Here is a 13,810-nt window from a genome sequence, read left to right as displayed (position 1 = left end):
GCGCGGCCGCCTACGCTCGGCGTCATGGGCAGAGCCGCCGGATCCGGTGTAAGGGCGGTGCTCGTCCTGGCCGCTGTGGTCACGGCCTGTACGCCGCCGCAGCTGGACCGCGCGGACGCCCGCCGCACGACGCGTCCTCCTACGAAGGCCCCCCTCACGAGCCCCGGCTTCCCGCCCACCGCGGGCGTCGCCCGTGAGCAGCTCGCCCGTCTCACCGTCGCCTGGGGCAAGAACTGGCAGACGTACAAGCGCTCCGAGTTCGGCGACGGCTGGTCCGACGACACCGACGCCCCCGGCGGGCGCAACGGCTGCGACACCCGCGACGACGTGCTGCGGCGCGACCTGAAGGACCTCCGCGAGGGCGACCGCAACCCCTGCGTCGTCCTCTCAGGGACGCTGAAGGACCCCTACACCGGCAAGGCACTGCCCTACTCCTACCGCAGGGCCTCCCAGATCCAGACCGACCACGTCGTCGCGCTCGGCGCCGCCTGGCGGGCGGGTGCCTGGGCCTGGACCCCGGAGCGGCGCCTCACCTACGCCAACGACCTGGACGTCCTGCTCGCCGCCGACAAGGACACGAACCACGTCAAGAGCAGCCAGACCCCCGACAAGTGGAAGCCGCCCCGCAAGGAATACTGGTGCGAGTACGGGCGCCGCTGGACCGGGATCAAGGCCAAGTACGAGCTGACGGTCACCGCCCCCGAGAAGCTGGCCCTCCAGGACCTCCTCGCCACCTGCGGCTGAGGCACCCTCCGCCACCCGGTACACTGGCCCGAGCGCTGCGTCCCGTGTCCGGTCCTGTACCGGCATCACCAGAACGGGACATTCAGCCGGAGCCCCGCACCGCAAGGCGACGGGGATCCAGGAGCGTCGCGCACCGTCGAAGGTGTCGCGGGCAGCCCACCACCATCCCGGATCCCGGGAAGCGGTCGGTGGGCCACTCGCGTGCTGCACGTATGTGCCCAGACCAGGGAGCGGCTGCCCGCCGGATCACGCATCACCCGATCCGATGGGTTTCCCCGGCTGCGGATTGCGACCTCCCCTAACCCTGGTGAAGCCGATTTCACAGAGAACAGAGAGGTTGGTTCATGCCGAACCAGTCCCGCCCCAAGGTCAAGAAGTCGCGTGCCCTCGGCATCGCGCTGACCCCGAAGGCCGTCAAGTACTTCGAGGCCCGCCCCTACCCGCCGGGCGAGCACGGCCGTGGGCGCAAGCAGAACTCGGACTACAAGGTCCGTCTGCTCGAGAAGCAGCGTCTGCGCGCGCAGTACGACCTGTCCGAGCGCCAGCTCGTCCGTGCCTACGAGCGTGCGTCCAAGACGCAGCTCAAGACCGGTGAGGCCCTGGTCATCGAGCTGGAGCGTCGTCTCGACGCCCTGGTTCTGCGTTCGGGCATCGCCCGCACGATCTACCAGGCCCGCCAGATGGTCGTGCACGGCCACATCGAGGTCAACGGCGGCAAGGTCGACAAGCCGTCGTTCCGCGTCCGTCCCGACGACGTCGTGATGGTCCGCGAGCGCAGCCGCGAGAAGCCGCTGTTCCAGGTCGCGCGTGAGGGTGGCTTCGCCCCCGACGGCGAGACCCCGCGCTACCTCCAGGTGAACCTGAAGGCCCTGGCCTTCCGCCTGGACCGCGACCCGAACCGCAAGGAGATCCCCGTGATCTGCGACGAGCAGCTCGTCGTCGAGTACTACGCCCGCTGACCCGGACGTAGCTCTCCCTGCTTCAGCCCGTCGCCTCCCCGCCCTTCCTGGCGGGGCGGGCGGCGGGTTCGCTCGTTCCTGGGGTCGGTCCCCGCGCCGTCGTCGGCGCGCAGCGCCCGCGCCACCGCCGCGTCCAGGCCCAGCTCCGCGCCCGCCCGCAGGCACTCCTCGTACCGCTCGTCGCCCAGCGCCTCGCGGGCCTGCTCCTCGCACGCCGCGTGCGGCCCGCCGAAATGGCCGGAGCCGAACAGCGGCAGACCCACCGACGGCCAGATGCCCGCCGCCGCGCCCTGGAGCACCGCCGCCTCCGCCGGATCGCCCTCCGCCGCCGTGAACAGCGCGAGCAGCTCCAGGGACAGGACCGCGCCGAGCAGATCGTGGAAGCGGTGGTCCAGGTCGAGGGACTGGGCGAGCAGCTCACGGGCCGCGTCGGCCTCGCCGCGCGTCCAGGCCGCGTAGCCGAGGACGTAGAGGGCGTAGGCGAGGGTCCAACTCTCGCCGTGGTCCTCGCAGACCCGGCGTACGTCCTCGCAGAGCTCCACCGCGGTGGCGAGCTCACCGCCGAAGGCCAGCGCCATGGCCAGCTCGACCTGGCCCATCAGGACGTTGCTGTTGAGCTCGCCGATCTCGCGATAGCGCTCCAGCGCCGAGCGCAGCAGCGTTTCCGCACGCGAGATGTCGTCCGAGACCAGGGCGAGACAGCCGATGCGGTGCTCGGCGTAGGCGGCAGCGGCGGCGCTGCCGGTGCGCTCCGCCTCGTCACGGCACTCGTGCAGCGCGGCGAGCGCGGCGACCGTGTCGCCCTGCAACACCGCGACGTAGCCGAGCACCCAGAGCGCCTTGAGCCGCGACTCCTCATGGCCGCCGTCCAGCTCGAGGGCGCGGCCGAGCCAGTGCCTGCCCTCGGCGAGGCGTCCGCAGCCGACCCAGTAGAACCACAGCGTGCCCGCGAGGTGCTGCCCCAGGTGCGCCTCGTCCCGCTCGGTCAGACAGAACTCCAACGCGGCGCGCAGATTGGGCAGTTCCCTGTCGACCAGGGCCGCGACCTGCGCCTGCCGAGGCGAGAACCAGTCCAGCTCGCACCAGGTGGCGAGCCCCATGTACCAGTCGCGGTGCCTGCGGCGCATCCGCGTGGACTCGCCCGCCGCCTCCAGCCAGTCGGCGCCGTACGCCCTGACCGTGTCGAGCATGCGGTACCGCGCGCCCGACGGCCCGTCCTCGCGGCACACCACGGACTGCGCGAGCAGCTCGCCGAGTACGTCGAGGACGTCGTCGGCGTGCAGCCCGTCCCCGGTGCAGATGTACTCGACGGCCTCCAGGTCGAACTGCCCGTCGAAGACCGAGAGCCGCGACCAGAGCAGCCGCTCCCTCGGGCTGCACAGCTCATGGCTCCAGCCGATGGCCGTACGCAGCGTCTGGTGCCGGGTCGGCACGTCGCGCCTGGCCCCGGTGAGCAGCCGGAACCGGTCGTCGAGCCGGGCGAGGAGCTGCCCGGGGGAGAGGGCCCGCAGCCGGCCCGCGGCCAGTTCGACGGCGAGGGGGATGCCGTCGAGGCGGTGGCACAGTTCGAGGACGTCCGCGCGGTTGGCGTCGTCGACGGCGAAGCCGGGCAGCGTGTCCGTCGCCCGGTCCGTGAAGAGCGCGGCCGCGTCCGGGGCGGGCAGCGGTGCCAGCGGGAAGAGCCGCTCGCCCGCGGTCTCCAGCGGCCTGCGCCCCACGGCGAGCACCCGCAGCCCGGGGGAGTGCGTGAGCAGGTCGTTCACCAGCGACGCGCAGACGTCCACGAGGTGCTCGAACCCGTCGACGACGAGGAGCAGTTCCCGCTCCGCGAGATGCCCGAGGAGCACCTGCCGCGGCGGCCTGCTGGTGTGGTCCGTCAGTTCGAGAGCCTCCGCGACCGCGTGCTCCACCAGGTCCGGATCGCGCAGCGCGGTGAGATCCACCAGCCAGGCCCCGTCGCGCAGCCTGCTCCCGGCGGCGGCCCGCGCGGCGAGGCGCGACTTGCCGACCCCGCCGACCCCGGTCACCGTGACCAACCGCCCCGCCTCCAACGCCGTTGCCAGCTCCGCCAGTTCGGTGGTGCGTCCGACGAAGGCGTTGAGTTCCAGGGGGAGGTTGCCGGGCTGAGAAGGTCGCATGGGGTACGGAGCGTACTCACCCGTATGCGGTCCGTACAATCGCTTCGGGCAACTCCTGCCGGGCCGAGGGGGAATGCGGTACGGACGTGCGGCCCCGGCGCGATAGGGTCGGGGGACGACTTTTCGATGTTCAGGAACGATGTTCAGGGACGAGATCCAGGGAGCGGTGCCAAGTGTCGGGTGGAGAGGTTGCCGGAATCCTGGTGGCCGTCTTCTGGGCGATCCTGGTCTCCTTCCTCGCGGTGGCACTGGCGAGGCTGGCCCAGACGCTCAGGGCGACCACCAAGCTCGTCGCCGACGTGACGGAGCAGGCCGTTCCGCTCCTGGCCGACGCCTCCACCGCGGTGCGCTCCGCGCAGACCCAGATCGACCGCGTCGACGCCATCGCCTCGGACGTCCAGGAAGTCACCTCGAACGCTTCGGCGCTGTCCACGACCGTCGCGTCCACCTTCGGCGGCCCGCTCGTCAAGGTGGCCGCGTTCGGTTACGGCGTGCGCAGGGCCATCAGTCGCAAGACCGGGCCCGAGGCCAAGGAAATGCCCGCCAAGCCGTCCCGTCGTACGGTGATCGTGGGCCGCACCGTCCCGGTCGCACGGCGGGGTAAGCGGAAGAAGGACTGACGCAGCGATGTTCCGCCGTACGTTCTGGTTCACCGCGGGCGCAGCCGCCGGCGTATGGGCCACCACGAAGGTCAACCGCAAGCTCAAGCAGCTGACGCCCGAGAGCCTCGCCGCGCAGGCCGCGAACAAGGCGGTCGAGGCGGGGCACCGTCTGAAGGACTTCGCCCTCGACGTCCGCGACGGCATGGCCGAGCGCGAGGCCGAGCTGGGCGAGGCGCTCGGCATGAACCACCACCCCGACAGCGAGCTGCCCGCGCAGCGGCGCTTCGCGGTCATCGAGAACCACAGCGCCACCAAGCACGACAAGCACGACAGCACCAACAACAAGACGAAGTACCTCGAGAACACGCGGTACTCGTACGACCGGAATGAGGACCACTGATGGAGTCGGCTGAAATCCGCCGCCGCTGGCTGAGCTTCTTCGAGGAGCGCGGGCACACCGTCGTCCCTTCGGCGTCGCTCATCGCGGACGACCCGACTCTGCTCCTCGTCCCCGCCGGCATGGTGCCCTTCAAGCCCTACTTCCTGGGTGAGGTCAAGCCGCCCGCGCCGCGCGTCACCAGCGTGCAGAAGTGCGTGCGCACGCCCGACATCGAAGAGGTCGGCAAGACCACGCGTCACGGCACGTTCTTCCAGATGTGCGGCAACTTCTCCTTCGGCGACTACTTCAAGGAAGGCGCCATCAAGCTGGCCTGGGAGCTGCTCACCGGCTCCGTGGCCGACGGCGGCTTCGGCCTGGAGCCCGAGAAGCTCTGGATCACGGTCTACCTCGACGACGACGAGGCCGAGCGGATCTGGCACGAGGTGGTCGGCGTCCCCAAGGAGCGCATCCAGCGCCTGGGCAAGAAGGACAACTTCTGGTCCATGGGCGTGCCCGGACCCTGCGGCCCGTGCTCCGAGATCAACTACGACCGCGGCCCGGAGTTCGGCGTCGAGGGCGGCCCCGCCGTCAACGACGAGCGCTATGTGGAGATCTGGAACCTGGTCTTCATGCAGTACGAGCGCGGCGCGGGCACCTCCAAGGAGGACTTCGAGATCCTCGGCGAGCTGCCGACGAAGAACATCGACACCGGTCTCGGTCTCGAGCGCCTCGCCATGATCCTCCAGGGCGTACAGAACATGTACGAGACCGACACCCTGCGCGTCGTCATGGACAAGGCCACCGAGCTGACCGGCGTGCGCTACGGCGCCGAGCACGGCTCCGACGTCTCCCTGCGCGTGGTCGCCGACCACATCCGCACGTCGACGATGCTGATCGGCGACGGCGTCACCCCCGGCAACGAGGGCCGCGGCTACGTGCTGCGCCGCATCATGCGCCGCGCCATCCGCAACATGCGCCTGATGGGCGCCACCGGCCCCGTCGTCAAGGACCTCGTCGGCGTCGTGATCGACACGATGGGCCTGCAGTACCCGGAGCTCGTCACCGACCGCAAGCGCATCGAGACCGTCGCCCTCGCCGAAGAGGCCGCCTTCCTCAAGGCCATCAAGGGCGGCACGAACATCCTCGACACCGCCGTCACCGAGACCAAGGCCGCCGGTGGCCAGGTCCTCTCCGGCGACAAGGCGTTCCTGCTGCACGACACGTGGGGCTTCCCGATCGACCTCACCCTGGAGATGGCCGCCGAACAGGGCCTGACCGTGGACGAGGACGGCTTCCGCCGCCTGATGAAGGAGCAGCGGGACCGGGCCAAGGCCGACGCCATGGCCAAGAAGACCGGCCACGCCGACCTGCACGCCTACCGCGAGATCGCCGACGCCGCGGGCGCCACCGACTTCACCGGCTACGCGCTCACCGAGAACGAGGCCGTCATCGTCGGCCTGCTGGTCAACGGCGCCTCCTCGCCCGCCGCCACCGAGGGCGACGACGTCGAGATCGTCCTCGACCGCACCCCCTTCTACGCCGAGGGCGGCGGCCAGATCGGTGACACCGGGCGCATCCGCCTGGACAGCGGCGCCGTCGTCGAGATCCGTGACGTGCAGAAGCCGGTCCCCGGCGTCCACGTGCACAAGGGTGTCGTCCAGGTCGGCGAGATCACCGTCGGCGCCCCCGTCTGGGCCTCGATCGACTCGCACCGCCGCCGGGCCATCGCCCGCGCCCACTCGGCCACGCACCTCACGCACCAGGCGCTGCGCGACGCGCTCGGCCCGACGGCCGCCCAGGCCGGTTCGGAGAACCAGCCGGGACGTTTCCGCTTCGACTTCGGTTCGCCGTCCGCCGTGCCCACGGCCGTGATGACGGACGTCGAGCAGCGGATCAACGAGGTCCTCTCCCGCGAGCTGGACGTCCAGGCCGAGGTCATGTCGATCGACGACGCCAAGAAGTCCGGTGCCATCGCCGAGTTCGGCGAGAAGTACGGCGAGCGCGTGCGCGTCGTCACCATCGGCGACTTCTCCAAGGAGCTGTGCGGCGGCACGCACGTGCACAACACCGCCCAGCTCGGTCTGGTGAAGCTGCTCGGCGAGTCCTCCATCGGCTCCGGCGTGCGCCGCATCGAGGCCCTGGTCGGCGTCGACGCGTACAACTTCCTCGCCAAGGAGCACACGGTCGTCGCCCAGCTCCAGGAGCTGGTCAAGGGCCGCCCCGAGGAGCTGCCCGAGAAGGTCTCCGCCATGCTCGGCAAGTTGAAGGACGCCGAGAAGGAGATCGAGAAGTTCCGCGCGGAGAAGGTCCTCGCGGCCGCCGCGGGACTCGTCGACTCCGCCAAGGACGTCCGCGGCGTCGCCCTGGTCACCGGCCAGGTGCCGGACGGCACGGGCGCCGACGACCTGCGCAAGCTGGTCCTCGACGTGCGCGGCCGCATCCCGGGCGACCGGCCCGCGGTCGTCGCCCTCTTCGCCACGGCCAACGGCCGCCCGATCACGGTGATCGCCACCAACGAGGCCGCGCGCGAGCGCGGTCTCAAGGCCGGTGACCTGGTCCGCACGGCCGCCAAGACCCTCGGCGGCGGTGGCGGCGGCAAGCCGGACGTCGCCCAGGGCGGCGGCCAGAACCCGGCCGCGGTCGGCGACGCCATCGCCGCGGTCGAGCGCCTCGTCACCGAGACGGCCTGATGACCGAGCCTGCCCAGGGCATGCGCAGGGGCCGACGGCTCGCCATCGACGTCGGTGACGCCCGCATCGGGGTCGCCTCGTGCGACCCCGACGGGATCCTGGCGACGCCGGTCGAGACGGTGCCGGGGCGCGACGTCCCGGCGGCCCAGCGCCGGTTGAAGCAGCTGGTCGACGAGTACGAGCCGATCGAGATCGTCGTCGGCCTCCCTCGCTCCCTCAACGGGGGCGAGGGCCCGGCGGCCGCCAAGATCCGCGCCTTCACCCAGGACCTCGCCCGCATGGTCGCCCCCGTTTCGGTGAGGCTCGTGGACGAGAGGATGACCACAGTGACGGCCAGTCAGGGCCTGCGCGCCTCCGGCGTGAAGTCCAAAAAGGGCAGGTCTGTCATCGATCAGGCGGCCGCGGTGATCATCCTTCAGCAGGCCCTGGAGTCCGAACGGGCGTCAGGCAAGGCTCCCGGCGAGGGCGTCGAAGTGGTCATCTGATCGCGATACGGTAACGTTCCGCGCGATGCGGCGGTGTTCGAACAGCTGCCGCACAGCAGCAAGAGGCGGAACGGTTGCCCGGCGATCCGGACGGCGGCCCCGCCTCGCGGCATGTAGGGGATCGATGACTGAGTATGGCCGGGGCCCAGGCTCCGAACCGTGGCATCCGGAGGACCCGTTGTACGGGGACGGCGGATGGGGAGGTCAGACGCCCGCGGGCGGACAGTCCACCTACGGCGGCCAGGAGCAGTACCACCAGCAGCCGCACCAGCATCAGCAGAACCAGCAGCACCAGGGCCAGTACGGCGACTGGAACACCGGCCAGCAGCAGGGCTACGGCCAGCAGCAGTACGACACCGGCCAGGGCCGGTACGACACGGGCCAGGGGCAGTATGCCCAGGGCCAGCAGCAGTACGACACGGGTCAGGGCCAGTACGCGCAGGGCCAGGGCCAGTACGACACGGGTCAGCAGCGTTACGACGCCGGGCCCGGCCAGGGCTACGGCGGCGGCCCCGCCCAGGGCTACAACGGTGGTTCCGACCAGGGCTACAACGGCGGTTGGGACACCGGTGGGCAGGGGCAGGTCCCCTACAGCGGCGATCCGATGGACCCCTACGGCGGTCAGCAGGGCGGCTACGGCGGCGAGAGCCCCGACTACTACGCGACGCCCGACGCCTACGCCCCGCCGGAGCCGCCCGCCCGTCGGCGCCCTGCCGCACCGGCCGAGCCGGAGCGCGAAGCGGACTGGGACCCGGGTCCCGACCAGGGCGAACACGCCTTCTTCGCGGGCGGCGATGACGACGAGTACGACGATGACGACGACCAGGGCCGCCGGGGCGGACGTGGCGAACGGCGCGGCGGACGCGGCGGAAAGAAACCCAAGAAACGCCGCAGCGGCTGCGCCTGTCTGGTCGTCACTCTCGTCTTCGCCGGCGGCCTCGGCGGTGTCGCCTATTTCGGCTACCAGTTCTACCAGGACCGTTTCGGCACGGCTCCGGACTTCGCCGGAGAGGGCTCGGGCCAGGCCACCGTCGAGATTCCCAAGGCGTCCAGCGGATACGCGATCGGGCAGAAACTCAAGGACGCCGGAGTCGTCAAGAGCGTCGACGCCTTCGTCTCGGCACAGGGGCAGAACCCGCAGGGCAAGACCATTCAGGCGGGCGTCTATGTACTAAAGAAGGAAATGTCCGCCAAGAGCGCCGTCGCCTTGATGCTCAACCCCAAGAGCCGCAGCAACCTCATCATTCCCGAGGGCAGGCGGAACGCGTGGGTCTATCAGCAGATCGACACGCGCCTGGAACTCGACAAGGGCACCACGGCGAAGATCGCCAAGGAGAAATGGAAGAGCTTCGGACTTCCTGACTGGGCGAATACGAACAAGGACATCAGGGACCCGCTGGAAGGCTTCCTCTACCCCTCCAGCTATCCGGTCGCCAAGGGCCAGAAGCCCGAGACCGTCCTCAAGAACATGGTCGCCCAGGCCAATGAGAAGTACGACGAGATGGGCCTCAAGTCGAAGGCCGCGGCGCTGAATCTGAAGGACCCGTTGCAGGTCCTCACCGTGGCCAGCCTCGTGCAGGCCGAGGGCATGACGCACGACGACTTCAAGAAGATGGCGGCCGTCGTCTACAACCGCCTCAAGGCGACGAACACGGCGACCAACCAGAAGCTCGAATTCGACTCGGCGTACAACTACCTCAAGGGCGAGAGCAAGATCAAGATCCCGATCTCGAAGATCAGGAACGACCCGGATCCGTACAACACGTACTACCACAGGGGCCTTCCGCCGGGACCGATCGGAAACCCGGGCGACGAGGCGTTGAAGGCCACGCTGGATCCGGACGGCGGCGGCTGGATGTACTTCGTCTCCGTCGACGGAAAGAAGACCCAGTTCACCAAGACGCTGGCCGAGCACGACAAACTGGTCGACCAATTCAACGAGCGGCAGAACAATGGCGGCTGACAGCGAGAGCGGCCGCCGGGCCGCGGTTCTGGGATCCCCGATCGCGCACTCCCTCTCCCCGGTGCTGCACCGCGCCGCGTACGAGGAGCTGGGCCTGCGCGACTGGACGTACGACCGTTTCGAGATCGACGAGGCGGCGCTCCCCGGATTCATCGGCGAACTCGGTTCCGCATGGGCCGGGCTTTCGCTGACCATGCCGTTGAAGCGGGCGATCATTCCGCTGCTCGACGAGGTGAGCGAAACCGCGGCGTCCGTGGAGGCCGTCAATACGGTCGTGTTCGGGCCGGACGGCAGCCGTCGCGGCGACAACACCGACATCCCCGGCATGGTCGCGGCCCTGCGCGAGCGCGGCATCGAGCAGGTCGAGTCGGCGGCGATCCTCGGCGCGGGCGCCACCGCGTCCTCCGCGCTCGCCGCGCTCTCCCGGATCTGCACGGGCGAGGTCGTGGCGTACGTGCGCAGCGAGGCCCGTGCCGCCGAGATGCGGCAGTGGGGCGAGCGGCTCGGCGTCGAGGTCAGGACCGAGGCGTGGGACGACGCCAGGGAGGCGCTGAGCGCGCCGCTGGTGATCGCCACGACCCCGGCGGGCACCACGGACGCCCTCTCCTCCGTCGTCCCCGAGCGGCCCGCCACCCTCTTCGACGTGCTGTACGACCCGTGGCCCACCGCTCTCGCGGCCCGCTGGTCGGCGTACGGCGGGGCGGTCGTCAGCGGCCTCGACCTGCTCGTCCACCAGGCGGTGCTCCAGGTCGAGCAGATGACGGGCCGCGCCTCCGCGCCGCTCGGCGTCATGCGCAAGGCGGGGGAGCAGGCGCTCGCCGGACGGTAGGAGACGTCCGCCTGCTGGACCGGCGGCCGGGCCCGCGCCCGGTCATGGGAGGATCGGGGGATGGCGGGCCAGGGCCGCGCACCCGGCCGCGCCGTCGAAGACCGCAGTTCCAGGCGCGAGCATGAGGAGCACCGTTGAGCAGGTTGCGCTGGCTGACCGCTGGGGAGTCCCACGGACCCGCACTTGTGGCGACGCTGGAGGGACTTCCCGCCGGCGTGCCGATCACCACGGAGATGGTGGCCGACCATCTGGCACGGCGCCGCCTGGGCTATGGACGCGGTGCGCGCATGAAGTTCGAGCGTGACGAGGTGACCTTCCTCGGTGGCGTGCGGCACGGTCTGACCATGGGTTCGCCGGTGGCGGTCATGGTGGGCAACACCGAGTGGCCCAAGTGGGACCAGGTCATGGCGGCCGACCCGGTCGACCCGGCGGTCCTCGCCGATCTGGCCCGTAACGCCCCGCTGACCCGTCCGAGGCCCGGCCACGCCGACCTCGCCGGTATGCAGAAGTACGGCTTTGACGAGGCCCGGCCGATCCTGGAGCGCGCCTCGGCGCGCGAGACCGCCGCCCGCGTCGCGCTCGGCGCGGTGGCCCGCTCCTACCTGAAGGAGACGGCCGGGATCGAGATCGTCAGCCACGTGACCGAGCTGGCGAGCGCCAAGGCTCCCTACGGCGTGTACCCGACCCCCGCGGACGTCGAGAAGCTCGACGCCGACCCGGTGCGCTGCCTCGACGCGGATGCGTCGAAGGCGATGGTCGCCGAGATCGACCAGGCCCACAAGGACGGCGACACCCTGGGCGGTGTGGTCGAGGTGCTCGCGTACGGCGTGCCCGTCGGCCTCGGCTCGCACGTGCACTGGGACCGGCGGCTCGACGCGCGGCTGGCCGCCGCGCTGATGGGCATCCAGGCGATCAAGGGTGTCGAGGTCGGCGACGGCTTCGACCTCGCGCGTGTGCCCGGCTCCCAGGCGCACGACGAGATCGTTGCCACCGGCGACGGTATCCGGCGCACCTCGGGACGCTCCGGCGGCACCGAGGGCGGCCTGACCACCGGTGAACTGCTGCGCGTGCGGGCCGCGATGAAGCCCATCGCGACCGTGCCGCGCGCGCTGGCCACCGTCGACGTCGCCACCGGCGAGGCCACCAAGGCGCACCACCAGCGCTCTGACGTGTGCGCGGTCCCGGCCGCGGGCATCGTCGCCGAGGCGATGGTCGCGCTGACCCTGGCCGATGCCGTCGCCGAGAAGTTCGGCGGCGACAGCGTGACCGAGACCCGGCGCAACGTGACGTCGTACCTCGAAAACCTCCAGATCCGGTGAGCGGCCCGCTGATCGTCCTGATCGGGCCGATGGGCGTGGGCAAGTCGACGGTGGGCGCACTGCTCGCCGAGCGGCTCGGCACCGCGTTCCGCGACACCGACGCGGACATCGTCGCCTCCCAGGGCCGCGAGATCGCCGACATCTTCCTGGAGGACGGCGAGCCGGTCTTCCGCGAGTTCGAGCGACAGGCGGTGCGCACCGCCGTCGCCGAGCACGACGGCGTCCTCGCGCTCGGCGGGGGAGCGATCCTCGACGAGACCACCCGGGCGCTGCTCGGCGCCCACCCGGTCGTCTATCTGTCGATGGACGTCGAGGAGGCCGTCAAGCGCACCGGTCTCAACCAGGCGCGCCCGCTGCTCCTGGTCAACCCGCGCAAGCAGTGGCGCGAGCTGATGGACGCCCGCCGCCATCTGTACGACGAAGTCGCCCGCGTGGTCGTCGCCACCGACGGCCGCACCCCCGAAGAGGTCGCAGAGGCGGTCCTCGACGCACTGGAGTTGAAGGAAGCATGACGACGGAGCAGACCCCCACCCGTATCCACGTCGGTGGTACCGCCGGCACGGATCCGTACGAGGTCCTGGTCGGTCGGCAGCTCCTCGGCGAGCTGCCCGGCCTCATCGGCGACCAGGTCAAGCGCATCGCCGTGATCCACCCGGAGGCGCTCGCCGAGACCGGTGACGCGCTGCGCGCGGACCTCGCCGAGCAGGGGTACGAAGTCGTCGCCATCCAGGTGCCGAACGCGGAGGAGGCCAAGACGGCCGAGGTCGCGGCGTACTGCTGGAAGGCGCTCGGCCAGTCCGGCTTCACCCGCAGCGACATCATCGTCGGCGTCGGCGGTGGTGCCACCACCGACCTCGCCGGGTTCGTGGCGGCCACCTGGCTGCGCGGGGTGCGCTGGATCGCCGTGCCGACCACCGTGCTCGGCATGGTGGACGCGGCGGTCGGCGGCAAGACCGGGATCAACACCGCCGAGGGCAAGAACCTCGTCGGCTCCTTCCACCCGCCGGCCGGGGTCCTCTGCGACCTCGCGGCGCTGGACTCGCTCCCGGTGAACGACTACGTCTCCGGGCTCGCGGAGATCATCAAGGCCGGTTTCATCGCCGACCCGGCGATCCTCGAACTCATCGAGGCCGACCCGGAAGCCGCCCGTACGCCCGCGGGCCCGCACACCGCCGAGCTCATCGAGCGCTCCATCAAGGTCAAGGCCGAGGTCGTCTCCGGCGACCTCAAGGAGGCGGGCCTGCGCGAGATCCTCAACTACGGGCACACGCTCGCGCACGCCATCGAGAAGAACGAGCGCTACAAGTGGCGGCACGGCGCCGCGGTCTCCGTCGGCATGCACTTCGCGGCCGAACTCGGCCGTCTGGCGGGCCGGTTGGACGACGCGACCGCCGACCGGCACCGCACGGTCCTCGCCTCGGTCGGGCTGCCGCTGAGCTACCGCTACGACCAGTGGCCCAAGCTCCTGGAGACCATGAAGGTCGACAAGAAGTCCCGCGGTGACCTGCTGCGCTTCATCGTTCTGGACGGCCTCGGCAAGCCGACCGTCCTGGAGGGGCCCGACCCGGCCGTGCTCCTCGCCGCGTACGGCGAAGTCGGCGAGTAGTCCGGCACCCGTGGCCGGACATTCCGGCCACGGGCACCTCTTGGCATCCCCGGCCGTTCACACAACGACGGCCGGGGACGGTACCGTTCGGTAACG

The 13,810-nt window shown here is 70.7% G+C and carries 11 protein-coding genes and 1 pseudogene; 11 read left to right on the top strand and 1 reads right to left on the bottom strand.

The window, feature by feature from the left end; genetic code table 11:
- Nucleotides 1-24 precede the first annotated feature (24 nt).
- Both KY5_RS06450 and rpsD read left to right on the top strand, forming a co-directional pair.
- The gene (locus KY5_RS06450) at nucleotides 25-744 is read left to right on the top strand and encodes an HNH endonuclease family protein (protein WP_098241298.1); all 720 of its coding nucleotides are present in this window, start codon (nucleotides 25-27) and stop codon (nucleotides 742-744) included.
- 344 nt (nucleotides 745-1,088) lie between these two features.
- Nucleotides 1,089-1,703 (top strand): 30S ribosomal protein S4, encoded by a 615-nt coding sequence (gene rpsD / locus KY5_RS06445; RefSeq protein WP_055543665.1) that lies wholly within the window; start codon nucleotides 1,089-1,091, stop codon nucleotides 1,701-1,703.
- Nucleotides 1,704-1,725: 22 nt separating this feature from the next.
- Here the strand turns inward: rpsD and KY5_RS06440 are convergent.
- Nucleotides 1,726-3,841, bottom strand: a pseudogene (locus tag KY5_RS06440) (ATP-binding protein).
- Nucleotides 3,842-4,014: 173 nt separating this feature from the next.
- Between KY5_RS06440 and KY5_RS06435 the strand changes: the two are divergent.
- The 9 genes from KY5_RS06435 (at nucleotide 4,015) to aroB (ending at nucleotide 13,714) form a co-directional block, all read left to right on the top strand.
- Nucleotides 4,015-4,461, top strand: coding sequence for a DUF948 domain-containing protein (locus tag KY5_RS06435; protein WP_098241297.1), 447 nt, complete (start codon nucleotides 4,015-4,017; stop codon nucleotides 4,459-4,461).
- 7 nt (nucleotides 4,462-4,468) lie between these two features.
- On the top strand, nucleotides 4,469-4,843 hold the full coding sequence (locus tag KY5_RS06430) for a DUF6167 family protein (RefSeq protein ID WP_098241296.1): 375 nt from the start codon (nucleotides 4,469-4,471) through the stop codon (nucleotides 4,841-4,843).
- Nucleotides 4,843-7,512: an alanine--tRNA ligase gene (alaS, locus tag KY5_RS06425; RefSeq protein ID WP_098241295.1), complete on the top strand. Its 2,670-nt coding sequence runs from the start codon at nucleotides 4,843-4,845 to the stop codon at nucleotides 7,510-7,512. Before KY5_RS06430 ends, alaS begins: the two co-directional genes overlap by 1 nt.
- Nucleotides 7,512-7,997 carry a Holliday junction resolvase RuvX gene (gene ruvX, locus KY5_RS06420; protein ID WP_098241294.1) on the top strand — a complete coding sequence of 162 codons (486 nt, stop codon included), beginning with the start codon at nucleotides 7,512-7,514 and terminating at the stop codon, nucleotides 7,995-7,997. The genes alaS and ruvX overlap by 1 nt, the downstream gene beginning before the upstream one ends.
- Before the next feature lie 124 nt (nucleotides 7,998-8,121).
- Nucleotides 8,122-9,960 (top strand): endolytic transglycosylase MltG, encoded by a 1,839-nt coding sequence (mltG, locus tag KY5_RS06415; protein ID WP_098241293.1) that lies wholly within the window; start codon nucleotides 8,122-8,124, stop codon nucleotides 9,958-9,960.
- Nucleotides 9,950-10,789 carry a shikimate dehydrogenase gene (locus KY5_RS06410; protein ID WP_098241292.1) on the top strand — a complete coding sequence of 280 codons (840 nt, stop codon included), beginning with the start codon at nucleotides 9,950-9,952 and terminating at the stop codon, nucleotides 10,787-10,789. The genes mltG and KY5_RS06410 overlap by 11 nt, the downstream gene beginning before the upstream one ends.
- 134 nt (nucleotides 10,790-10,923) lie before the next feature.
- Complete coding sequence (aroC, locus tag KY5_RS06405; RefSeq protein ID WP_098241291.1) at nucleotides 10,924-12,108, top strand: chorismate synthase; 1,185 nt, start codon at nucleotides 10,924-10,926, stop codon at nucleotides 12,106-12,108.
- Nucleotides 12,105-12,620: a shikimate kinase gene (locus tag KY5_RS06400; protein WP_199842954.1), complete on the top strand. Its 516-nt coding sequence runs from the start codon at nucleotides 12,105-12,107 to the stop codon at nucleotides 12,618-12,620. Before aroC ends, KY5_RS06400 begins: the two co-directional genes overlap by 4 nt.
- Complete coding sequence (gene aroB / locus KY5_RS06395; RefSeq protein WP_098241290.1) at nucleotides 12,617-13,714, top strand: 3-dehydroquinate synthase; 1,098 nt, start codon at nucleotides 12,617-12,619, stop codon at nucleotides 13,712-13,714. Before KY5_RS06400 ends, aroB begins: the two co-directional genes overlap by 4 nt.
- The last annotated feature ends 96 nt before the right edge of the window (nucleotides 13,715-13,810 follow it).

Source organism: Streptomyces formicae (assembly GCF_002556545.1).
GTDB lineage: Bacteria > Actinomycetota > Actinomycetes > Streptomycetales > Streptomycetaceae > Streptomyces > Streptomyces formicae_A.
The sequence above is the reverse complement of the archived record's forward strand: the minus strand, read 5'-3'. Positions and strand labels throughout refer to the sequence as shown.

What these genes read in the sequence shown, in the direction of transcription:
- KY5_RS06450 (WP_098241298.1), top strand. Translation starts at nt 25, where the DNA reads ATGGGCAGAGCCGCCGGATCCGGTGTAAGGGCGGTGCTCGTCCTGGCC.
- rpsD (WP_055543665.1), top strand. Translation starts at nt 1,089, where the DNA reads ATGCCGAACCAGTCCCGCCCCAAGGTCAAGAAGTCGCGTGCCCTCGGC.
- KY5_RS06430 (WP_098241296.1), top strand. Translation starts at nt 4,469, where the DNA reads ATGTTCCGCCGTACGTTCTGGTTCACCGCGGGCGCAGCCGCCGGCGTA.
- alaS (WP_098241295.1), top strand. Translation starts at nt 4,843, where the DNA reads ATGGAGTCGGCTGAAATCCGCCGCCGCTGGCTGAGCTTCTTCGAGGAG.
- ruvX (WP_098241294.1), top strand. Translation starts at nt 7,512, where the DNA reads ATGACCGAGCCTGCCCAGGGCATGCGCAGGGGCCGACGGCTCGCCATC.
- mltG (WP_098241293.1), top strand. Translation starts at nt 8,122, where the DNA reads ATGACTGAGTATGGCCGGGGCCCAGGCTCCGAACCGTGGCATCCGGAG.
- KY5_RS06410 (WP_098241292.1), top strand. Translation starts at nt 9,950, where the DNA reads ATGGCGGCTGACAGCGAGAGCGGCCGCCGGGCCGCGGTTCTGGGATCC.
- aroB (WP_098241290.1), top strand. Translation starts at nt 12,617, where the DNA reads ATGACGACGGAGCAGACCCCCACCCGTATCCACGTCGGTGGTACCGCC.